The 22,543-nt window shown below is 46.8% G+C and carries 19 protein-coding genes; 4 read left to right on the plus strand and 15 right to left on the minus strand.

What is annotated here, in order from left to right; genetic code table 11:
• Window positions 1-7: 7 nt before the first annotated feature.
• Together EGM68_RS23725 and mobA are read right to left on the minus strand one after the other, a co-directional pair.
• Entirely contained in the window at window positions 8-622 is a 615-nt protein-coding gene (locus tag EGM68_RS23725) for a LysE/ArgO family amino acid transporter (protein WP_013373470.1), read from the minus strand.
• 46 nt (window positions 623-668) lie between these two features.
• The gene (mobA, locus tag EGM68_RS23730; RefSeq protein WP_013373471.1) at window positions 669-1,298 is read right to left on the minus strand and encodes a molybdenum cofactor guanylyltransferase; all 630 of its coding nucleotides are present in this window, start codon (window positions 1,296-1,298) and stop codon (window positions 669-671) included.
• Window positions 1,299-1,492: 194 nt separating this feature from the next.
• Between mobA and EGM68_RS23735 the strand changes: the two genes are divergently transcribed.
• Entirely contained in the window at window positions 1,493-2,725 is a 1,233-nt protein-coding gene (locus tag EGM68_RS23735) for an MFS transporter (protein ID WP_013373472.1), read from the plus strand.
• A gap of 126 nt (window positions 2,726-2,851) precedes the next feature.
• On the opposite strand, the gene EGM68_RS23740 is transcribed toward EGM68_RS23735, so the two are convergent.
• Window positions 2,852-4,531 carry a glutamine--tRNA ligase/YqeY domain fusion protein gene (locus tag EGM68_RS23740; protein ID WP_013373473.1) on the minus strand — a complete coding sequence of 560 codons (1,680 nt, stop codon included), beginning with the start codon at window positions 4,529-4,531 and terminating at the stop codon, window positions 2,852-2,854.
• A 206-nt stretch (window positions 4,532-4,737) separates the two neighbouring features.
• Here EGM68_RS23740 and EGM68_RS23745 point away from each other — a divergent pair, with 206 nt between their 5' ends.
• Both EGM68_RS23745 and EGM68_RS23750 read left to right on the plus strand, forming a co-directional pair.
• Entirely contained in the window at window positions 4,738-5,463 is a 726-nt protein-coding gene (locus EGM68_RS23745; RefSeq protein WP_064961654.1) for a hypothetical protein, read from the plus strand.
• Window positions 5,464-5,547: 84 nt separating this feature from the next.
• Window positions 5,548-6,096 (plus strand): GNAT family N-acetyltransferase, encoded by a 549-nt coding sequence (locus EGM68_RS23750; protein ID WP_013373475.1) that lies wholly within the window; start codon window positions 5,548-5,550, stop codon window positions 6,094-6,096.
• A gap of 106 nt (window positions 6,097-6,202) precedes the next feature.
• On the opposite strand, the gene EGM68_RS23755 is transcribed toward EGM68_RS23750, so the two are convergent.
• The 12 genes from EGM68_RS23755 to EGM68_RS23810 all read right to left on the minus strand — a co-directional run bounded on the left by EGM68_RS23755 (window position 6,203) and on the right by EGM68_RS23810 (window position 21,591).
• Window positions 6,203-6,697 (minus strand): GNAT family N-acetyltransferase, encoded by a 495-nt coding sequence (locus tag EGM68_RS23755; protein WP_016822850.1) that lies wholly within the window; start codon window positions 6,695-6,697, stop codon window positions 6,203-6,205.
• Between the two features lie 125 nt (window positions 6,698-6,822).
• Window positions 6,823-8,052, minus strand: coding sequence for an MFS transporter (locus EGM68_RS23760; RefSeq protein ID WP_129550128.1), 1,230 nt, complete (start codon window positions 8,050-8,052; stop codon window positions 6,823-6,825).
• Window positions 8,053-8,098: 46 nt separating this feature from the next.
• Window positions 8,099-10,231, minus strand: a complete 2,133-nt coding sequence (locus tag EGM68_RS23765) for a molybdopterin-containing oxidoreductase family protein (protein WP_129550129.1) — start codon at window positions 10,229-10,231, stop codon at window positions 8,099-8,101.
• Window positions 10,232-10,587: 356 nt separating this feature from the next.
• Window positions 10,588-11,433 (minus strand): formate/nitrite transporter family protein, encoded by an 846-nt coding sequence (locus EGM68_RS23770; protein WP_025677556.1) that lies wholly within the window; start codon window positions 11,431-11,433, stop codon window positions 10,588-10,590.
• A gap of 384 nt (window positions 11,434-11,817) precedes the next feature.
• Window positions 11,818-13,179 carry an FAD-dependent oxidoreductase gene (locus EGM68_RS23775; protein ID WP_129550130.1) on the minus strand — a complete coding sequence of 454 codons (1,362 nt, stop codon included), beginning with the start codon at window positions 13,177-13,179 and terminating at the stop codon, window positions 11,818-11,820.
• 392 nt (window positions 13,180-13,571) lie between these two features.
• A complete protein-coding gene (locus EGM68_RS23780) occupies window positions 13,572-14,048 on the minus strand; it encodes a glutathione peroxidase (RefSeq protein ID WP_129550131.1) in 477 nt (158 codons plus the stop codon).
• A gap of 116 nt (window positions 14,049-14,164) precedes the next feature.
• A complete protein-coding gene (locus EGM68_RS23785; RefSeq protein WP_129550132.1) occupies window positions 14,165-15,058 on the minus strand; it encodes an ABC transporter ATP-binding protein in 894 nt (297 codons plus the stop codon).
• A 227-nt stretch (window positions 15,059-15,285) separates the two neighbouring features.
• Window positions 15,286-16,305: an LLM class flavin-dependent oxidoreductase gene (locus EGM68_RS23790; protein WP_129550133.1), complete on the minus strand. Its 1,020-nt coding sequence runs from the start codon at window positions 16,303-16,305 to the stop codon at window positions 15,286-15,288.
• A 137-nt stretch (window positions 16,306-16,442) separates the two neighbouring features.
• Window positions 16,443-17,588 carry an AI-2E family transporter gene (locus EGM68_RS23795; RefSeq protein WP_016822839.1) on the minus strand — a complete coding sequence of 382 codons (1,146 nt, stop codon included), beginning with the start codon at window positions 17,586-17,588 and terminating at the stop codon, window positions 16,443-16,445.
• A 150-nt stretch (window positions 17,589-17,738) separates the two neighbouring features.
• On the minus strand, window positions 17,739-18,752 hold the full coding sequence (locus tag EGM68_RS23800; RefSeq protein ID WP_129550134.1) for an LCP family protein: 1,014 nt from the start codon (window positions 18,750-18,752) through the stop codon (window positions 17,739-17,741).
• Window positions 18,753-18,865: 113 nt separating this feature from the next.
• Window positions 18,866-19,810 carry a cation diffusion facilitator family transporter gene (locus EGM68_RS23805; protein WP_129550135.1) on the minus strand — a complete coding sequence of 315 codons (945 nt, stop codon included), beginning with the start codon at window positions 19,808-19,810 and terminating at the stop codon, window positions 18,866-18,868.
• 203 nt (window positions 19,811-20,013) lie between these two features.
• The gene (locus EGM68_RS23810) at window positions 20,014-21,591 is read right to left on the minus strand and encodes a DEAD/DEAH box helicase (RefSeq protein WP_129550136.1); all 1,578 of its coding nucleotides are present in this window, start codon (window positions 21,589-21,591) and stop codon (window positions 20,014-20,016) included.
• 323 nt (window positions 21,592-21,914) lie between these two features.
• On the opposite strand from EGM68_RS23810, the gene EGM68_RS23815 reads away from it, so the two are divergent.
• Window positions 21,915-22,532, plus strand: a complete 618-nt coding sequence (locus EGM68_RS23815) for a hypothetical protein (protein WP_129550137.1) — start codon at window positions 21,915-21,917, stop codon at window positions 22,530-22,532.
• Window positions 22,533-22,543: the final 11 nt, after the last annotated feature.

Consider the following 22,543-nt stretch of genomic DNA (forward strand, 5'->3'; position numbering starts at 1 on the left):
GATCGGGTCACATACTGGTCATAAAATTTATCGCCATATAAATGGCCAGACCCAAAATAATCAGTGCCGATATTTTGTTGAGCACAGTACCAAACTTTCCTTCTGAATCCATACGTCCTACAAGGCGTCCCGCCGTTGCCAGACCCACAAACCATATCCACGATACTGACACAGCGGCCAGACCGAAGGCCCAACGTTCCACGCCGTTATATTGCAGGGAGCTGGTTCCAATTACACCAACCGTGTCGAGTATAGCATGTGGATTCAGTAGTGATACCGAGGCGGCAAAAATCATCTGGCGTTTCGGCAGCATCGGCTGACTTTCTCCCGAGGAAGCAGCCTTCGATCTCCAAAGAGTCCAAGCCATATACAGCAAGAACAAACAGCCCGCCGCATAAAGCACATTCGTGAGCCATAGAAATTGCTGCAAAACAAGGGACACACCTCCGACAGCAAGCGTGATCAGAATGGTGTCACAGACACCCGCTGTAATGACAGCAGGCAGTGCATTGCGAAACCGCGACTGGGACGCCCCCTGATTAAACACAAATACATTTTGTACCCCTAAAGGCAAAATCAATCCCAATGCCAATAAAACGGCATGTATAATAGCTTCCAGCATGTTATGTACTCCCCCAAATTCATTGCTTAATATTCTCTAAATGCTTCTAATCCTTCCGGAACTGCTCTAACACAAACTTGTAATCCTGAGGATTATTCATGTTGAACACGGCATTGTGCCATATATTCTCAGTCACTCCCGGCATATCCGCTATGGTTGCATACCGAACATTCAACGTTTCCAACCATTCGGTGAGACGAAGCCGTTTATTCCGCAAACGTTCCTCAGCAGATGGCAATACGCTCCGATGATACACTCCCAGCAAAGGGTGCATACGTCCGGCCACAGAAGCAATTACCGCTTGCAGTGGTGATTCCGCTGCTCCTTTGGATGCCGCCCACTTCTCAGTTAAAACAAGCAAGGCTTGCAGCACTTCCAGCTGTACAAAAGGCATATCACAGGCCACGACTATTCCCCATTCCGTAGTAGATGCAGATAATCCTGCATGAATACCACTCAAGGGCCCCATACCCGGATAGATATCAGATACAGCTTCCATACTGTCCTGTTCATATCCTTGATCGTCACGGGTGACTACTATCACCCGTTGGGTCGCCTGCTGCAATGTAATATATGTCCGTTCAAGCATAGTAGCTCCTTCAATCTCTAGCAGAGCCTTATCCTGTCCCATTCGGCTGGAACGTCCTCCTGCGATGATAATACCAGTCACTTCCATTAAAAACTCCTCCTTTTTTTAAAAAACAATCACATATATGCATATGGAATTTTGGACAAAATTGAAATTTACATAATTGTAATTTTATTGGTTTGTTAACCCTTTCAACACATGATACATTGGAATAAAGAACATTCCCACAGATCGACATCGGTGCGTAGTTCTCTATCGGGCTAAGAAAGGAATGGCTTGTCTTGCAAAAGAGAGAAATTCAAGAGACTCCCCTATATTCCCTAAAGCTATATAACTTTTTTCTATATGGAGCTATGGTCATCTTTTCCAGCTTCTTCCCGTTGTATTTGCAAGATATTGGTATGGACAAGCTGGAAATCGGGAGTCTGATGGCCATCGGACCTTTTGTATCTGTATTCGCGAACCCTTTTTGGGGATATACAAGCGACCGGAGCCGAAATCTCCGACGTATTCTACTATTTATGATTATAGGTACACTGTTACTGCTACAAGCTTTATTTCATGTTCACACGTATGTCATGATTTATGTGTCGATGATTGGCTTTTACTTTTTTCAAAGTCCGTTATTTGCCCAAAGCAATACCCTGATTCTCAGTTATATTGAGGGCACAGACCGGAAATTTGGTTCATTTCGCATATGGGGTTCCTTCGGTTGGGCTGTGACTGCGGCAGTTGCCGGCATCGTTGTTGACCACACAGGAGTATCCAGTATATCCACCATCTTTACGATACTTCTTCTGGCTGCATTGATCTGCACTTTGGCAATTCCACCACTGAAAAGCACTGTGGAGACGGCAACCATTCATTTACGTGGCTTTGGCAGTATTTTATTAAACGGATACTTTATATCCTTCATTTTGTTAGGCATCCTTGTATCGATTCCTAATTCAATCAACGGCGCCTTTATGTCCTTGTACATCACCGAACTGGGTGGGTCCAAGCTGATGCTTGGTTTTGCCGTTTTTATGTCATCGGTATTTGAAATTATTGTCTTTTTAATGTTTGATCGCTTCTTGAAGAAAAAAATGACCGTGATGGTCGGCTGTTTGGCACTCGTCAGTTTGCTGTTTGCCTTACGTTGGGAACTCATGGCGCTGGCTACAGATCCGATTCAGATCGTGTTCATTCAAGCACTTCATTGCGTCACCTTCGGTGGATATTTCTATGTAGGCACCCAGTTGACCGTCCTGTTCACGCCTGCAGCATATCGATCATCCGGACAGGCCGTATATACCTTGACCTGGAGTGGTATATCCGGTATCGTAGCAGGTTTTGCGGGAGGTTGGCTATTCCAGAACTTCGGTGGTGAAATGATGTACCATGCAGGTGTCTTCTTCGCCCTGCTTGGCTCCGCGGGATTTGCTATCATGTGGTATATGCTGTACAAGAACGGTTACCAGCCAGGACATGGCGGCGAGCACAAACCAATAGATGAAGCACCACAACGACAATAGAGTGTCTTCACGTCAATGGTCATGTTCTGAAGAACGGGTATGCGTAAAATAAAGGAGTCTGCCGTTGGCAGACTCCTTTTTCACTTGGCCGCACGAAGCAACCATCCGTCCCACTTTTCCAACATCTTATTGCTTAGGCAATTGGAAAGAGCTTTTCAATGATACCACACGGTTAAATACAGGCTCACCCGGTTTGGAAAGCTTCGGATCTACACTGAAATAACCATGACGGAAAAATTGGAACTTGTCCTGCGATTGTGCTTCTTTCATATTCCGCTCCACATAGCCATGAGCAATTTCCAAAGAGTTCGGATTTAATTGATCAAGGAATGTTTTTTCCGATCCATCCTCTTCCAGCACTTCTGGTTCCTCTGCGTTAATCAATGGCTCATACAAACGGAATTCGGCCGGAACAGCCTGAGTAGCCTCTACCCAATGGATTGTCCCTTTCACTTTACGTCCCGTAAAGCCTGATCCGCTCTTGGTTTCTATATCGTAGGTACAGTGAATCTCCGTTACATTACCTTCCGCATCCTTAATGACATCGTTGCATTTAATGAAGTAAGCATGCTTGAGACGCACTTCATTACCAGGGAATAAACGGAAGTATTTGCTCGGCGGATTCTCCATGAAGTCCTCACGCTCGATATAAATTTCACGAGAAAACGGAATTTGGCGTGTTCCAAGTTCCGGATTTTCTGTATTGTTCTCCGCCTCCAGCATTTCCACTTGTCCTTCAGGATAGTTCGTAATGACCACTTTCAGCGGATCTATAACTGCCATCGTACGGGGTGCCTTAAGCTTCAGATCCTCACGTGCAAAATGCTCCAGCACCTGCAAATCAATGACTCCGTAGGCTTTGGAAATGCCTGTTTCATATACAAAACTGCGAATGGCCTCTGGCGTATAGCCGCGACGACGCAAACCAGAAATGGTCGGCATCCGCGGATCGTCCCAGCCGTCTACGTGTTTTTCATCAACCAGAAGCTTGAGCTTACGTTTGCTGGTTACCGTTTGAGCTAGATTTAGCCGTCCAAATTCATATTGATGAGGTACGTTTTCCATCTCGCATTCAGCTACAACCCAATCGTACAGTGGGCGTTGATCTTCGAACTCCAGCGAACAAAGCGAATGCGTTACGCCCTCAATTGCATCTTCCAGCGGATGAGCATAGGAATACATCGGATAGATACACCAGGTATCGCCTGTATTGTGATGGGCTGTGTGTGAAATGCGGTAAATAACCGGGTCACGCAAATTGATGTTTGGCGAAGCCATATCAATCTTGGCACGCAGCACCTTTTCACCATTCTGGTATTTGCCTGCACGCATCTCTTCAAACAGCTTCAAATTGTCTTCCACGCTGCGATCCCGATAGGGGCTGTTTTGTCCCGGTTCTGTCAGTGTTCCGCGTGTTTCACGAATTTGGTCCGCGCTTTGGTCATCTACGTAGGCTTTCCCCTTTTGAATCAGCAGGATAGCACGCTTGTACATCTCTTCAAAGTAATTGGAGGCAAAATGTTTTTCCTCCCATTCATAACCAAGCCACTTCACGTCCTCCTGAATGGAGTTAACGTATTCCGTGTCTTCCTTCGCCGGATTGGTGTCATCAAAACGCAGGTTCGTGCGTCCTCCGAATTCATCTCCCAACGAGAAATTGATCCAGATGGCTTTAGCATGTCCAATATGCAAATATCCGTTTGGTTCAGGTGGAAAGCGTGTAACAACTTCCTTTACCTTACCCGTACGTAAATCCTCTTCAATAACATTTTTAATAAAATTGGGGGGAGTAATCGGCTTCTCCACGCTAATCAACCTTTCTTCCGTATAATCTGTGTATAACCTGTTCCCTTAAATATACCCTTTCACACCGCATAACTCAATAAAATGAAAATCGGGATGCTCTCTTCAGCAAAAAAAGATGCAAGTTATGAAAAAGAGTTAACATTTTCGGCAAATAAATTCGTTATAGTGTATATATCTTTTATTTTACCGGAAAAGGAGACCCACCCGTGTTTAAGCTGTTGATCGTCATCCTGCTGTCTATGCTGCTGTCCTCTTCCGTTATGACTTCCGATCATCCTTCTTCAAGCATGGTGACCGAAACTGCATTATCTCATGCGCTGGCTAGCGCACCAGAAGACTCAACTGTCCGCCTATACGCCGTGAGCCCTTCCCAGGGACTCTTTCATTCAGCCGTACTGGAAATCGGCCAGCAGCGCCGCACATTCCAGTGGTCGGGCTCGGCGGATATTTCCACCGCACCACAGTTATTTTACAGAGATGTAAACGAAGATGGGATCCGTGAAGCCGTTGTAATTCTCACACGTGCCTCGGGAACGGGTGTGGAATTGCAGGAGTTGCATATTGTTAACGTACAAACAATGGAGGAATATGCAGTTGAATCAGCAGCAAATGCTGTATCTCAGCGAGTACATAGCTCCGTGGAGCTACGTGACCACAACCGCCAGGTGCATATCGCTGTTATGATTGACGGTACTACACACACGATGGACCCCAAAGCGTCCGTATTTTATGATGATCCAGCCCAATTTACAAAGCATCTCGATTTTAGCTCTGTTGTAATGTATGACGCCGAACAGTTCCCACTGCATGCCACAGTGTCTGGTAGCGTATCGCCAAGCGAATTTGTAGGGGATTTGGATCTGAAATATGTATATGAGCAGGGGCGGTTCCGGGTGGGACCTATAAAATTTGAAGCTTCCTCTCCCTTTTGACGACTCTCGCAGAATAAGGTAGCATGGGATTAAATGCTAGACTGGCTGGTTTAGCGATTTTCCGAGTGAAAGAGGGGATTAATCATGTTTACATATGCGTTGGACGAACGCACAGTCCTTCGGCCGCTCACCAAGGAGCATGTGCAGCCTCTGTTTGAGCTGATCGAAATGTCCCGTGACCGCCTGCGTCAATGGCTTCCATGGGTAGACTCCACCACGGAAATCAGCCATACAGAGCAGTTCGTGCAAGGCGCCTTGAAACAAGCCGCAGAGAACGGTAGCCTGACCGCTGGAATTTGGATAGACAACGAGCTCGCTGGCATCATCAGCTACCATGAGATCAATTGGGCCCACCGGTCGGTTAGCATCGGATACTGGCTTGGGCACGGTTACGAAGGACAGGGTCTCATGACCAGTGCCTGCCGCGTATTCGTCGAATATGCGTTGATGGAGTTGGACTTGCATCGGGTCGAAATCCGTTGTGCAACGACGAACCGCCGCAGCCGCGGTATTCCAGAACGCCTGGGCTTTGTGCTCGAAGGCATTGTACGCGAAGCAGAGTTGCTGCCAGATGGCTATATGAACCACGCAGTGTATGGTATGCTCCAGAATGAATGGAAGCAACTTCGATAACATAGTACTGCACAACAACGCCGCAGGCCTGATCAGGTCTGCGGCGTTGTTGGTTATGAGCTGGACATCACATCCGAAATGTTGCTGCCTGTCTGTAGCCTCCGGTCTATTTTAAGAAATAGGCCATTAGAACATCATCCACGAATTGGCCTGCGATATAAAACTCCTCATGCAGGCGCCCTTCAATTGCAAAACCGCACTTTTCATAAAACATAAGGGCTTCCGTGTTACAGGAGAGTACACGCAAACTTAACTTGCGTATGCCCTCCGCAGCTGCAATCTCCTTCATGGAGTTCATGAGCGCCGTCCCAATACCTTTGCGATGATAGTCTGGACGTACAGCTATATTTATTTCGAGTACATGACAATTACTAGCCAACAGCGTTGGAGGACGAAATCCAATATACCCGCAGAGCACTTCCTGTTCGATGGCGACCAGTTGAGAGCCTGGAGGCGTATTGCGCAGAAACTCTCCGCGCGACTTCCATGACAGCGAAGCAGGAGCCGTGCGTTCATTCCATACCAGTTCATCCAGCGCAATCAGATCAGGAGCATCCTTCATCTCCGAATGACGTATCGTCAAGGGTTGACTTGTAAACAATTCCTTTCAATCCTTCCTGTGAAGGCTTTCCTGAAGCAATAACTGCAACCAGCTGTCACCTATTGTACCATAATAAAAGCTCATTACTGAACTTTTATTGGGACTTAAGGACTGGGAACATCCACCTAAGAAGGAGTAGTATCCAAATTATCCAAATCATGCCGAAAACGGTTCGACCAGCTATGCAGAATGAAAAACAGAATGGATAATACGGCTACGCCTAATGCCAGCCAAAGTGTGGGCGGTAACCCACCGCCATCATATAACTTCCCCATAATATAAGGTCCCATCACCCGTCCGGCTGCGCCAATGCCCCCTACAAGTCCAATGTAAAAAGGTGCACCCCGACCTCCATGATCAGACAGGAATGCTGGAACCGCAGGTGCGATCAGCATTTCTCCCAGAGTCGCCAGTACCATAGCGAATATCATCCCAGTATAGTTCTGTGTGCCCAGTATGACAATATAAGCTGCCAAATAAAATCCTCCAGCCCATGTCATTTGTGCCGAAGCGTGATGAGCGTACAGCCGTTTGATCCAGAAAATAATAGGTTGTGCGGCAAAAATAAGAATACCATTCAACGTCCATAGTAGCCCATACATCGTTTTAGGCAAGCCCTGCTCAATAATATAGGGAGAGACTCCCGTATTCCAGATCGAATTACCGAACCACAAAAAAAGTGAACCTAACCCCACAAAGAGATACAGCCTGGTATCACGAAACAGCAATCGAGCTGGTATTTCTTCTCTTTTCATCACAGACTTGCTGAGCTGAACTTCCCCCTCTTCCCGATCTACCCTGCTTAGATACGACCAGAAGAATCCGGCAAATACCGCAGAAGTCACCCCGTTCATGACAAAGCTGAGCTGATAGGAAAGGTCGGCCAGAACGCCGCTCAGTCCCGTTCCGAGTGCCACCCCAATATTGTTCGCGACATAAATGATATTAAACAGCTCTCCACGTCGGTCAGAAAAACGAAAACCTACAAAGGCCTGAATCGCAGGCACAGATACCACATTAAAAAAGCCGATAAAGCCCATCATGATGACAAAAGCTACCCAATGACCACTGGTAAATGGAAGCGAGAGAAGTCCCAACGCATTCATGGCCAGTGAGCCGACAATCAGTTTCTTGGCTCCAATACGATGATAAAGGGCTCCGCCCAGCACTTGACCAAAAATCCCGCCTAAAGACTGCACTAAAATCGCAATCCCCGCATCTCCCATACTACGGTTTAGTTCGTCGAATACATACATGCTAACGAGCGGCCACATGAGGGAACTTCCAGCGGAATTAATCAGGCTGGCAATGAGAAATACTTTTACTTCTTTCGGATAAGACTCCAACCATTTCATATGTTTTGCTTCTCCTTTTGCACCTGACGCCATTAAAGGCATATTCTCATTGGCGCTTCACATTCACCACCGTTGAGAAAAAAGTAGCCCCCTGCCCCATATCCGACAGCCGGTCAGAGGTTAACGCATTGGCACGCTGTCTGCGTCCTTTGCCTTTCCACCATAATCCTTGGCTAATCACCGTGCCGGGCAGCATCAGATCGGTGACCTTGGCTTTCAATTCATACATTCCCCTGTCATTCCAGACGGTAACCGGATCACCATCTGCGATGTCTCTTGCCTGAGCATCCTCCGGGTGGATTTGCAGCAAAGGCTCCCGCTCCAATCGCTGATGCTTGGGCAAATTAGCAAATGTAGAATTCAAAAAATTATGGTTTGGCGGTGAAACAAACATCAATGGAAAACGGTCATCCGCTTGCGGCCGATGCTCTCCGTCATACCCTTCGATCAGTGGTACATAGGAGGGCAATGCAGGCAGACCTGCTTGTTTCATTTTTTCCGAATACAACTCAATCTTGCCTGAAGGCGTAGTTAGACGCTCCAAATAAGTAGCCTTTGGCGTCATATCAAGCTTTACAAAAGGCGACTTTTTTAAGGCATCCAAGGTTACACCATTGAGATAAGGGTTCGTTGGATTATCAAGCGCGCCTGCGATCATATCCTCTTCACTTTCTGTAAAGGCAGCTTCATCAAAGCCCATTGCCTGTCCGAGCAGGCTAAATAGCTCATAATTGCTTTTGCTTTCCCCAAGCGGATCAATGACGGGCTTCTGCATCTGGATATAGTGGTGCCAGTACGATTTGTATAAGTCTGTTCCTTCAAAAGAAGACGCAGCAGGCAGCACAATATCTGCATAGCAGGCCGTATCGGTAAGGAATAGGTCATGAACAACCGTAAACAGATCCTCTCGTTCAAATCCCTCCGTCACCCGTTCCGAATCGGGTGCTACAACTACCGGGTTACTACAATATACAAATAACGCCTTAATCGGTTGTTCCTTCTGTAGCAGCGCCTCTCCAATCCGGTTCATGTTGATCACCCGGGCATCCGGGTTCTGTCGCAGATCAGGACGCTCCAGATGGGCGCTGTTAATCTTGGCATAAGCACCATTGGAGCGCGAAGCTCCCCCGCCGTGTTTCAACCATTGTCCAGTGAGTGCAGGCAAGCATGTAACTGCACGTACGTTCATACCGCCATTATCATGATGCTGAAGCCCATTTCCGATATTGATATAGGCCGCTCGCGCCTTCCCGTACATTTCCGCCAAACGGATAATATCCTCTTCCGGCACGCCGGTGATCCGCGACACCCGTTCTGGTGTATAATTCTTAACATGCTCGCGCAGTTCCTCGTGACCTACGGTATAGCGACGTAAAAATTCGTCGTCTGTCAGCCCCTGATCAAACAGCACATGCATAACCCCCAGCGCAAGCGCCGTATCCGTTCCCGGATATAAGGGAATGAACCAATCCGCCCATTGCGCCGTCCGGTTGCGATGAACATCAATAACGACCACCTTAGCACCTTTTTTACGTGCTTTCTCAGCCAATACGACCTGATGCATGTTGGTGCTGATGACGTTTCCGCCCCATACAATAATGAGCTCTGCATCCTCTGTGTCCTCCGGGCTTGTGCCGCCCTTAAATCCCATAACGGATGCCCAGCCTTCATTCCCAGCCACACTGCAAATCGTCTGATCCAGTTGGCTTGAACCCAGCGCATTGAAAAAGCGACGATCCATTCCATCCACACTCAATACACCCATATTGCCATAGAAGCTGTAGGGGAGAATGGATTCCGGTCCATCCGTACGTATCAGCTCCTTGAACCGACCTGTAATGGTATCGACCGCCTCCTCCCAGCTAATTCGTTCAAACTTCCCTTCCCCTTTGGCGCCTACACGCTTCAACGGATAAAGCACCCGATCCGGATCATATACTCGCTCGGTCATATTCCGTACTTTGTTGCATATAGCCCCTTTGGTAATGGGATGATCCGGATTACCAGTCACCTTGACTATCTTTCCATTTTCCTTGTGAAGCAGGAGCCCACACGTATCCGGGCAATCCAACGGGCATACGGCCGGAAAAATACCGTTCTGCTGCTCCGTCATCCGCTGTCCTCTGTGTAAGTTGTGTTGAAGTGTGGCCTCAAGAGGCGCGCTATTGCGATGATCCATGGTGTTAATGCTCCTTTCCGTTACCGTTTCCAAAAATTACACTGTTCTTATCATATCTACAGCTTTGGCCTATGGCAAGAGAAGGATTTTACCACACAGCATCTCTCCAAAATATATAAAAATCCGCCTGCTGTTTAGAGCAAAACGGATTTTAAAAATCATAATTATTTTTTTATCATCCTGTTTCATCATTACATACCCAGGGTAAAAGAGATCAAGGCATTATGGACGAGAGCACACTCATCCTCCATGCCAAATCATGGACCACTCCCAAAAAAATCCGCCATGACAGGTTTCGTTCCCCCGGGCCCGTCATGGCGGATTTGCTTTGTTCATTGCTTCATAAAGTAACGTGATTATGCATGATCACTCAACGGATTGGATGCAACGGAAGGAGTAATTTGAGATTCATTCACGGAATGTGTGTTGGTTTGAGTTTTTTTCAGATAGGCCAGCCAGTAGGCTCCAGCCACAAACAGACTGCCTCCTACCAAATTCCCCAACCAGACCGGAATGAAATTCATAACATACGCTGCCCACGAAAAATGACCTGCAAAAATAGCCGCCGGAATGAGAAACATATTGGCTACAACGTGCTGAAATCCGATAGCAACAAAGGCCATGGTCGGGAACCAAATTCCCATAATTTTGCCGCCGATGGAGTCTGTGCTATAAGCCATCCATACAGCCAGTGCTACGAGCCAGTTACATCCTATACCTGATATAAAAGACTGCAAAAAGCTTTCATGCAGCTTATGCCCTGCCATATCCACCACTTTATCCAGGTAAGGACCCGTTTCGGTCAAGCCCAGAACATGCCCGAAGAAAAATGCAACAAATAATGCACCTGCAAAATTACTGAGCGTAATAATCGCCAAATTACGAAGCATGGCTCCTGTCTTAATTCGTCCTGCCCATCTCGCCAAAGGCACTGCCATCATATTACCGGTCAGCAATTCCCCACCAGCGATCAAAACTAACACCAGACCTACAGGGAACACCGCAGCTCCAATAAAGGTAGCAATGCTTCCCCATTCTTTAGGTGCACTTGCAATAACGCGTATATCCAGCAAAAACCCGAGTGCAATAAATGCACCTGCCAAAAATCCCAATACTACCGCCACAGTCCACGGGTTGTTCGCCTTGGCCACTCCTGTTTCCACCGTCTTTTCGGCAATTTGCCCCGGTTTATAGCTTGCCATCTGCCCCCGCTCCTTTAATATCTTTTAAACAAAATATTCTTCTTTTATATTTTATTTAAAATCAGTGATTTTGTTTGTGAAAAAAATCACTTTCTAAAGTATAAAAAACAGCCCTTGGATAAAGGACTGTTTTTCTATTTTATTACATCTACTGCGCTACTACGCGCTTTACATTTAATTGTATTCTTCCTTTTCAACAGCTCTCAAGAACCAAAGAACCCCGCCCAAACCGACGGCTGCAACAACTACAAGAAAAAGGATATAAAACAAATCCATTATAAAGTCTCCCCCTAATCCTTATGCTCTCTATATTGTACTATAAGGATTCATCCGTACGCTTCAGATTGTTGACAAACTTATGAACAATGTCACAGACAAATCGAATTATACAGTAACTGGGTTCCGTTCGGATATTGTAGGCAATGCTTGCAAACCTGCCGCGTTCAGGAAATTCCAAGGCTTGTTATAGTGCGGCTGGAAGAAGAAATCGACAAAAGCCAACTGGTCAATGATCATATGATTTTGAATGGCTACAGACAGCGTGTTAATGGATTGCGTCAAATCGACCTTCGACATAATTTGTGCCCCAACAATTCTCCGTGTCTCCTGCTCATATACAACCTTCAGCAATACCTTTTCAGAGGTTGGCATAAACTCAGGACGGTAGCTATCCTCAATGGTTACAGCTTCTACAGTCATCCCCTCGTCGGTTGCTGCGGCTTCTGTCATTCCTGTTCCCGCAATATTATCTTCGTAAATTTTGATACCTGAGGTTCCTTGTGTTCCCATGTAGGCAATGGTCGGCTGTACCAGATTGCGTGCCACCAGCGTCCCCATTCGAACCGCATTCGTCGCCAATGGGATATAAGCTGTTTTGCCAGTCGGATTATAACGAATTGCACAACTGTCGCCTGCTGCAAACACATCCGGGCAGCTACTTTGCATATAATTGTCCACAATGATCGCACCGTTAGGCAACATATCTACCTGACCTTTGAGCAGATCCGTTTGAGGTCGGAAACCGATACAGAGTATAACAAGCTCTGTTTCATACTCTCCTTTGGAGGTCACGACCTTACTTACTTTACCGTTAGTCCCCTCAAAACGACTTACTGTCTCGCCAAGTACCAGCTTAATGCCATGTTCTCTCAGGGAATTCTCAATCCGGTCTGTATACTCATGGTCTAAATACTTATTCAATATACGATCAGCACTGTCGATCAGCGTTACGTTCTTACCGTTCATTTGAAAAGCTTCTACCAGTTCAACACCAATGTATCCAGCTCCGACGACTGTAATGTTCTGTACGTGCTGGGCTTTCTCAATGATTTCATTCGAATGATTATAGTTTTTGCAGAGCAAAATATGATCAAGTTCAATGCCTTCCAGCTTCGGAATAATTGGCCACGATCCAGTAGTCACAATCAATTTATCAAATGTGTCCGTAAATTCCTCACCTGTTTGGAGATTACGTGCATGCAGCGTTTTGCCGGCTGTATCCACACTCGTTACCTCATGAAGCATCTTGGTCACTACACCCATATCAGCCAGTTGATCTGGGGACGAATAAAACAATCCGTGCGGATCTTTGACGACACCACCTACGTACAGTGCAATACCACAAGATAAAAATGAAATATTGTCATTACGCTCATAAACCGTAATTTCGGCATCTGGATAACATTTAGCTGTGTTGACTATGGCTGCTGTACCTGCGTGTGTACATCCGATAACTGCTACTTTCATGTTGAATTCCTCCTTGGTGTGTGGGCATAAAATGTATAATAATTGTGAATACTTTCACTTAGGTAACTCGTTACTTCTTGTGATTTATTTCACTTCATGCGCTTATTATAGTGTGATATTTTTCACATTACAATAGCTTTTTATGATATTCACAGTTTGTCCACATTTAAAAAGGTAAGGATGTCTGAGATCAGCCGTTTGCTGAAATCTTTTTTTGCTCCATTCAGTTTTCCCTGTCTGCCCCCTGATTATGCCCTTGGAACAGACTTTCCACACGATGCGTCAATTCTTAGGTAAATGCTCATTTAGAGAATAAAAAAAGGTCTGTTTCCCCTGAGACAGGCAGAAATCAGACCTTGTTTATACATATACTTTGGAATTACACGAAGCTATTATAACAACTGCTCAATGGCAGCTTTCATCGCTTCCGGTGACTCCTTAGGCTCAAAACGCCCCACAGGCACACCTTCACGATTCACAATGAATTTCGTAAAATTCCACTGAATTGTACCATCTTCCTGTTCTCCAGGCTGCTGCTTCTTCAAATATTCAAACAGAGCTGCTGTATCCGGTCCGTTCACATCCACTTTGGCGAATACCGGGAAATTAACCCCGTAATTCAATTGGCAAAATTCAGCCGCTTCCTCGCTGCTGCCCGGCTCCTGACCGCCAAATTGGTTGCAAGGGAAGCCTAAAACAACGAGTCCCCGATCCTTATATTCGTCATAAAGCTTCTGCAAATCCCCATATTGCGGGGTAAGTCCGCACTTACTGGCGGTATTCGCAATAACCAGCACTTTACCTGTGTAAGTTTCCAGAGAAACCTCCTGATTGGCTGGTGTTACGGCATTATATGAATAGACAGACATACAGCATCCTCCTTCATGTCGCTTGGTTTAGGTTCTTAACCTATTTTACCCAAAACGTGACGGACATGCCAATATCCACAGACCCTTTACCGCTGATGCTGCCACTTGATGACCCTCTAACCTCTTGCTGCTACTTGTGGTCTAGCATCACGCCGCTCGGCAACAGAACCCACCGTTTGCTTCTCTTCTATATTCATTCCCTTTACTGCTTGGCTTACCGCAGGCTGACCAGCCAAAGCATACGGAAGACAGAGTGGTACCCCTGTACGAGGATCAGTAACAATATCCGCCTCGATCCCGAACACCTCACGCAGCACATCGGGGGTCATAACCTCAGTCGGGGCTCCTACCGCCTTCGCTTTCCCTTTTTTGATCGCAATCATATGCTGAGCATACCGGGCTGCATGGTTCAAGTCATGCACGACCATAACAATAGTGCGTTCTGCCGAAGTATTCAGATACTCTAACAGATGCAGCACTTCCAGTTGATGCGCCATATCTAAAAATGTAGTCGGCTCATCCAAAAACAATATATCCGTATCTTGCGCAAGCGCCATAGCAATCCAGGCACGCTGACGCTGACCACCAGAAAGCTGATCAATCGGACGATCGTGAAATTCGCTCATTCCCGTTACTTGTATTGCCCACTCTACCATTTTGCGATCTTCCGCTTTCATGGAACCAAAACCTTTTTGATAGGGGAAACGTCCGTAAGATACCAGTTCCGTCACGGTCAACCCTTCCGGCGCAGTCGGATTCTGCGGCAAAATAGCCAACTGCTTGGCTACCTCCCGGGTGGATTGCTTATGAATGGATTTACCATCCAACAGAACGCTACCGCCTTTAGGATTCATGATGCGAGCCATCGTTTTCAGAATGGTCGACTTACCAGAGCCATTTGCACCCACCAATGCTGTGATTTTCCCTTGCGGTATTTCTACGTTCAGATCTTCTACTATCAATCGATCTTCATAAGCAATATCCAGATTTGCCGTTTTCAGACGAAACATTTGGAATCATTCCTTTCCCTAATCCAATATATATAGTCACGGGCTTAACGCACGACATTCATCAAAACTTCATTCTATCTTTATATAATAAAGATATTGATAATCATTATCAAGTGTTAACTGGCATATTCCTTCTAATTTACAATGCGTAACGTTCAATATTTCCTCAAAAATCAAAAAAAGATCACAGCCCTAAAGCTGTGATCTTTTAATTCTGGCCATTCGCATTAAGCCTGTACAGAGGACAGTCCAAATGCCTCAGCCATGAGGCGTATAGATTTCATTTTGGCATCAAAGTCGTGAATGATGCTCGCAACCATGATCTCCTGTGCATTATAGTCCTTGCATAATTGCTCAAGCTGACGCTTGACCTGTTCGGGTGAACCGACCACCATACGCTTGCGATTCTCACGAATGCGCATCCGGTCATATGGCGTATACGGATACGCAAGCGCCTTTTCGACGGAAGGTGTTCCTGCGGTACGCGTGCCCTGTTCTAAAAGCACCAGGGACAAGTCCATGCTGGATGCCAAACGATTGGCCTCCTCTTCGGTATCCGCGCAGATCGCAAATACGGCAACAAGCGAACGCGGTTGCTCACTATGCTGGGAAGGCTGGAAGCTTTCCTGATATCCCTTCATAGCACCTGTGCCGCCTTCACCATTAATAAACTGCGCGAACGCAAAGCCTACGCCACGCTCGGCGGCCAGACCGGCGCTATCACCGCTGGAGCCAAGCAGCCACATTTCCGGCACGGTCTCTACGAGCGGCATCGCCTGTAGCGAACCGAAGCGATGCTGGTTTCCTGTGCTATCGTGCAAATAGGCTAGCAGATCATCTAGCTGCTCGGGGTACAGATCAACGCCGCCCCGCATTTTCCCCTCCTGCAAAGCTCTGGTAGCAATCGGCATTCCTCCGGGTGCTCGCCCCAGACCCAGATCAATGCGTCCTGGATACAATCCCTCCAGTACCCGGAAGTTTTCCGCTACTTTATAAGCGCTATAATGAGGCAGCATCACACCACCCGACCCCACTCGAATGGTAGAGGTACGGGCGGCCAGGTGTGAAATCAATACCTCCGGGCTGGAGCCTGCAAGGTTAGAGGCTGCATGATGCTCGGATACCCAGAAGCGATGATAACCCAGGCGTTCCGCCTCTATAGCAAGCTCAGCAGTCTTTTGTAATGCCTGTGCATGCGTCATGCCTTCCGATACCGGAGATTGGTCAAGAATGCTGAGTTTTATCATAAAAAGTCTGACCTTTCTATTTTGGAATACGAATAGGCATTAATTATAGCACGTAAAGCCACAGTTAACCAAGAGGGGCAAAATAGCAGATTTACCGCACCAATTAGCCATGTTTACTTTTTATAGAGACTTGCTTTTTACTTTACTTTATCTGCTTCATAAAGATGTGAACGCTTTTGAAAAAAACTAAACAGATGGGTCACGATTACTTTCAAGACGGCATAACCTGGAACAGCCAGTACAATTCCTACCACACCAAACAAATTGCCAGCTGTCAAAATAACAAAGATAATCGTGATCGGATGTACTCGAAGAGATTTACCCATAATTTGTGGTGAAATAAATTTACCCTCAATAAGCTGGACGACTGTCCATACGATAACCATTTTGAGCAACATGATCGGTGAGGTAACAATAGCTACGATTAACGCGGGTGTAATGGCAATTACAGGACCTAAGTAGGGAACCACGCTCGTAAAGGACGCAATGACCGCAAGCGTTAAAGAGTAGTCCAATCCAATAATCAGATAACCAATATACAGCAGCACTCCAATACAGAAGCTGACAATAATCTGTCCACGAATGTACGAGCTGACCTGATGATTCATTTCGGTCATGATACGATCTGTCTCTTTACGAAACATAGGTGGAAGCATTTTTAGAATCCACTGCGGCAGCTTGTGTCCATCTTTCAGCAAATAGAACAGAATGAACGGAACCGTAGCGATCGCAAGCACAGTTTCCGTAATCACACCCAAAAAGCTTCCCACACCCGTCCATGCATTATTGATAAAGCCAGATAACTTTTCAGAAGCTTTGGAGGCCAGTTCAGATGGATCTATTTGAATGGTGTTCTGGAACTGGTTGACAAAGTTACTGCCAATCAGTCGCTCAAACTGTTGTTTGACTTGCTCGGTATAGGCAGGAACATTTTGGATAAGGCCCTGTATCTGATCACGGATCACAGGTACCACCGATGTAACCACAATAGCGATAATCCCTATAATGAGCAAAAACAGGACAACAATGGAGTATACCCGCTTTACCTTATTCCGCTCCAGTACATCTACCAACGGATTGAGCAGATAGTACAATACACCGGACAAAATGACCGGGAGAATGATCGTTTTCAGCAACACGATGACAGGCGTAAATATGTATGAAATTTTGGTAAGCACTAAGATATTCAAGCCGATCAGCAGCAATACCAACAGGAATAACACAAACTTATTGTTCAGAAAAAACTTCTTAAACCGGTCTTTCCATGCCGGAGTTATCTCCACATGACATTCCCCTTCTCTTTAGACAGATGAGTATACGTTCTTCATAATTACGATATATTTTTGCAACAAAATATACAAGGTTATACCCAAATAAACACAAAAGCAAACAAAGTTGTACGTTATTGTACGAACTTCGCTTGCTTTAAATAGTTATGGAGTATCATTTGTCGTGGTGGCAGCCTCCACCGTCGTAGTCACCGGTTTGTTTTCTTGTTCAAAAAGATTCTGTATGAATCGCTTGAGCTTCCGCTCGTCCACACCCAACACCTGTGCGCCCTTGATGGTTTCCCCGCGCACCAGTTCGTTTGGCGGGATTTGCTGCTTCGCTACTGTTTTAGCATCGATATTAAAACCCAATGAAGCCAACTGCAGCATTTCCGTTGTACTTAGATTCGTTTCAATATAAGGAGAAATGCTATTTAAAATACTTGGCAGTTTAATGAGCGACGAGGTCGATTGTATTTTACTGCCCAGTTCGGTAATGAATTTGCGCTGTCGCTCCGTACGTGTAAAATCCGAAGTCGCATCATGACGGAAACGTACATATTGCAGTGCTGTTTTGCCGTCCATGTGCTGCATTCCCTTTTTCAAGTCAATATCAAACTGGTGTTTGTCTGCCTTGGACGTATAATGCATATCTTTTTCGACATCCAGGTCAATACCACCTACAGAATCAACCAACGCAATGAAACCATTAAAATCAGTATATACATAATATTGAATCGGTATCCCCAGAAGGTCGCTCACAGTCTGTCTGGTCAAATCAGGCCCACCGTAGGAAAAGGCTGCATTCAATCGACTTTCCCCATGACCCGGGATCTTGACGTACGTATCACGAAGAATCGACATCAGGGTGGCCTTTTTCGTAACCGGATCAACAGAAGCAACCATAACCGAGTCAGAGCGCCCTGAATCTTCTCCACGAGAATCGCCGCCAAGCAGCAGAATATTCACTCTCTCTGTTCCATCCCATTTTGGTGGGAGTGATACCTCTACAGGTTGTACATTGGTTGATGTTTGGGTTTGCGGTTTAAATTTCGAGTCCTGGCCGGAAGCAACCGAAATTTGATTCGTAAAATGATATATAGAATAAGCATAATATCCGCCCACTAAAAGGACTGTAGCAGTCACAGAAATACCTAGCCATTTTAAAAATTTTCGCATATTTTCGGGTAACCTCGCTTTTATTCATCATCGTTCGGCTTTTAAAAGCATACCCTTCCGGCAAGTTATCTGTCAATTCGAGGCGTTTGTTCTAGGGGCGTTATTCGTATCGGTTACACCTTATCTTCAGGTTCTTTTTGTGTTGATTTTACAGCATGGAGGTCGTCTGCATACCACGGATTCAAATGGACAAGCACCTCATAAACCCGTGGCTCCCGCTGCATGACGGCCCTCTTGATCAGCCGGATAATATCGTGTCCCTGCTGAATCGTCAAAAAGGCATCCACTGAAGCTCGGATATCTACAATAATATAATGACCGTGCTCACGGGCACGGATACGGTCAATACGCTGAACCTCGGCTACACTCAGTGCGGCTGCTGCGTAGCTTTCGATTTCCTCGGTTGCAATAGCCTTCTCCATGAGCACATCTATGGATTCGCGGCCCATTTCCCACGCCAATTTCAGAACCAGCAACGCCACTACAAACCCCGCAATGGGGTCGCCGTAAGATAAAATCGGAATATCCCAGTGTTCCCCGATCAGTCCTAATCCGATGCCCAGTACAGCGGCTCCAGAGGCATACACATCAGCGAGGTGATCTTTTCCCGTCGCAATGAGGCCCTGACTATTGGCCGCTCTGCCAATACGAATTGTGTAGATATACAGCCACTGTTTCCAGAGCAAGGAAATAATGGCTGCCACTAAGGCTAGTATATGCTCCTGTGGCATCGGTTCGAACAGCGCAGCAATGGAATGATAGCCGATAAATATACCTGCCCCGAACAATATGACCGCCACCACACTAGCACCAATGACTTCTGCCTTGCCGTGACCATAAGGATGATCCTCATCCGGAGGCTGGCTGGATATTCTCATCGCTCCCAGTGCGGTTGCAGAAGCAATCACGTCCCCGGCGTTATGCACACCATCGGCCACCAGCACCTTACTGTTGAACATGAGTCCTGCGATGATTTTGATGCCGGTTAAGAGGATGTTGCTAATCAGGCTGATCCATGCTGAGACCATGGCACGCTTGCCCATATCCTGTTCCTGCATGATGTATAACCCCTCCAAATTATCTTTTAAAAATGCCCTACCCGCTATTCGGTTATCTCAAGGCATCTTTCGTTGCTCTTTATCTTATGATGCTATTCTTGCAGCGGCATAGTTGAAGATTACAATAGCCCCGGAAGATGAGCCTCCCCGGGGCTATTATGATAACCATAGTAGAGCATTCTATGAGAATACCCCCATTTTATCTACCTGGACCGTCCGCGTCGGCCTCCTTGACCTTGACCACCACGCGGACCACCTTTGGCTTGTCCACCGCGTCCACCTTGGCCTCCACGTGCGGAACCGCCGCCGTTGCGGTCATACCCGCCGCGTCCGCTGCTTTGTCCTGCCGAGCGGCCTTGACCTTCGCGTGCAGAACTACCGCTGCTGCGATCATACCCGCCGCGTCCGCTGCTTTGCCCCGCCGAGCGGCCTTGACCTCCGCGTGTGGAACCGCCGTTGCTGCGATCGCGATCATATCCGCCGCGTTCACTACTGCTCCGGTTGGAGCGACGCTCGCCGCTTGCGCCGTCACGACGACCGGACTGTTCGCGGCCGCTACGGCGTCCACCGCCAGCATCGTTGCCGCCAAAGGAACGGCGGTCGTTTCTGCCTGAGCGGTCGTTTCTACCCTGCCGCTCAGCCGTATCGGGAGCAGGTCTACGCTGCCCGCCGCCCTCACTGCTGGTGAATGTGACACCAGCAACTCTTTGGATGTTCCGAAGCTCCGGAACATCCCTCGGCGTGGCGAGCGTCACCGCAACGCCTTTGCCTCCGGCACGACCGGTACGCCCGATGCGGTGGATGTAGCTTTCGGCATCCTGCGGCATGTCATAGTTGAAGACATGCGTGACGCCTTCTACATCCAAGCCGCGTGCGGCTACATCTGTCGCTACGAGCAATTGAAGTTTCGCCTCACGGAACGCCTTCATCACTTGCTCCCGCTTGTTCTGGGACAAGTCCCCGTGCAGCTCACCGCTCTCGAACCCCATCTCCTGGAGCTCCTCATTCAGTTTGGAAGCCCGACGCTTAGTACGGCAGAAAATAACAGCCAAATACGGACGATCCGTATTCAGCATATCTACCAATGCCTGTTGCTTACCACGGTCTGTTGTTTGTACAACGACCTGACGGATTTGGCTCACTGGAACGGAAGAAGCCGATTTCACTTTGACATCAACGGGTTCGTTCATATAGACACGAGCCAGCTTACGAATACCTGCTGGCATCGTAGCGGAAAACAGCATTGTTTGTCTCCGGTAAGGAACCTCCTGCAGAATCGTCTCCACATCGTTCAAGAAGCCCATATGCAACATTTGGTCAGCCTCATCCAGGACCAGCATTTTAATACCGCCTAGATCGAGCGTGCCACGTCTCAGGTGATCCAGCAGTCGCCCAGGTGTACCAATAATCAGTTGTGCGCCGCCTTTTAGTTTACGAAGCTGACGCTCCACGTCCTGTCCTCCGTAAACAGCTAGTAGAGATAAACTCGGCTCCGCAGCAGCCAAGCATTTTGCTTCCTCTGTAATCTGGAGTGCCAATTCACGCGTAGGTGCAATCACAAGCGCCTGCGGGTGCCGCTTGTCCAAATTCAGCTTTTGTAAAATCGGTAGTAAAAACGCAAGCGTCTTCCCTGTCCCCGTATGTGCCTCGGCAATCACATCCTGACCTTCCATCAACAGTGGAATGGACTCCTGCTGTACAGGTGTTGGCGCTGAGATGCCCTGCTCTTTCAAGGCTTCTACCCAATGTTGCTCCACGCCTAATGCTGTAAAATTCTTCAAGTTGTATTCACTTCCCTTATCTGTATTCAATATGTGTCACGTAAAATAGGTTCATGTGCCATATGACATCTATCGTTCCATAGTTCAGAATTCCCATTTTTGTATCGGTTCTCATTCTCCCCTTTTCAGGAAGGGAGCATATCCGTTATCGTTGAATCTGTTCATGTAACTCAACATACGGCCGCAAGGCGGCTCAGGCCGTTCCATATATGACTTTCCTAGTATACGCGAAGTTGAACTGGTTTCCAAACGATTTTAACGAATAACGCAAAAGGTGAATTCAATCACCATGTCATATATTATGGTAGGAGAATTGGTAATTCATGAATAAAGGATGGATGCTTGTGGTTAACAATCTACATTATAATTTCATAATGACAGGTTCCTTATCGGAGAAGCACACTTTGTTTGCCGAAGAGTGCTTTACTAACCTGTTCGATTGTTTTGAAACGCTCCTGAACATATCAGGAATCCGCAATACCCGTGTGTCTGTCTATCAATCCAAGAAAGCCAAACACGGTAAGATCCGCTGGGACAAGCAGGAGTTGCTCCGCATTGTAACCGATAATGAATTGACTCCATTGATGCTGGTTATCGAGGCTCCCAGTATCAAATCGTCCTATAACAAAGGGACAACGCCGGAAGTCTACATTCTTTTGTCCAATGACCCTATGGGTCAATCCCCCAACAATTGCGGGATGCTTGTTTCGATCCGTCAGGACATTTATGAACGTATCGACCAAACAATCGTCGAAGACGTTATGATGCAGCTGAGCCAGTGGATAAAGGCAACCAAACTGTTACACAGCTCGCGCAACTTTTATGCTAGTAGTAAAGCACGTGCCATTATGGATATTCTTCCATTTATGCTCGAAAAGAATACTCCGGATATGAAGTATGTTTTTCAATCGTGGACTCCGTATCCTTTACCACACACTTAAACAATCCGTCA

It is taken from the genome of Paenibacillus sp. M-152 (assembly GCF_003856555.1).
In the GTDB taxonomy this organism is placed as follows: domain Bacteria; phylum Bacillota; class Bacilli; order Paenibacillales; family Paenibacillaceae; genus Paenibacillus; species Paenibacillus polymyxa_C.

Bases quoted from the DNA above. Each gene is read 5' to 3' on its own strand.
- EGM68_RS23725 (WP_013373470.1), bottom strand. From the start codon at position 622: ATGCTGGAAGCTATTATACATGCCGTTTTATTGGCATTGGGATTGATT.
- mobA (WP_013373471.1), bottom strand. From the start codon at position 1,298: ATGGAAGTGACTGGTATTATCATCGCAGGAGGACGTTCCAGCCGAATG.
- EGM68_RS23750 (WP_013373475.1), top strand. From the start codon at position 5,548: ATGTTTACATATGCGTTGGACGAACGCACAGTCCTTCGGCCGCTCACC.
- EGM68_RS23760 (WP_129550128.1), bottom strand. From the start codon at position 8,052: ATGAAATGGTTGGAGTCTTATCCGAAAGAAGTAAAAGTATTTCTCATT.
- EGM68_RS23765 (WP_129550129.1), bottom strand. From the start codon at position 10,231: ATGGATCATCGCAATAGCGCGCCTCTTGAGGCCACACTTCAACACAAC.
- EGM68_RS23770 (WP_025677556.1), bottom strand. From the start codon at position 11,433: ATGGCAAGCTATAAACCGGGGCAAATTGCCGAAAAGACGGTGGAAACA.
- EGM68_RS23775 (WP_129550130.1), bottom strand. From the start codon at position 13,179: ATGAAAGTAGCAGTTATCGGATGTACACACGCAGGTACAGCAGCCATA.
- EGM68_RS23780 (WP_129550131.1), bottom strand. From the start codon at position 14,048: ATGTCTGTCTATTCATATAATGCCGTAACACCAGCCAATCAGGAGGTT.
- EGM68_RS23785 (WP_129550132.1), bottom strand. From the start codon at position 15,058: ATGTTTCGTCTGAAAACGGCAAATCTGGATATTGCTTATGAAGATCGA.
- EGM68_RS23790 (WP_129550133.1), bottom strand. From the start codon at position 16,305: ATGATAAAACTCAGCATTCTTGACCAATCTCCGGTATCGGAAGGCATG.
- EGM68_RS23800 (WP_129550134.1), bottom strand. From the start codon at position 18,752: ATGCGAAAATTTTTAAAATGGCTAGGTATTTCTGTGACTGCTACAGTC.
- EGM68_RS23805 (WP_129550135.1), bottom strand. From the start codon at position 19,810: ATGCAGGAACAGGATATGGGCAAGCGTGCCATGGTCTCAGCATGGATC.
- EGM68_RS23815 (WP_129550137.1), top strand. From the start codon at position 21,915: ATGAATAAAGGATGGATGCTTGTGGTTAACAATCTACATTATAATTTC.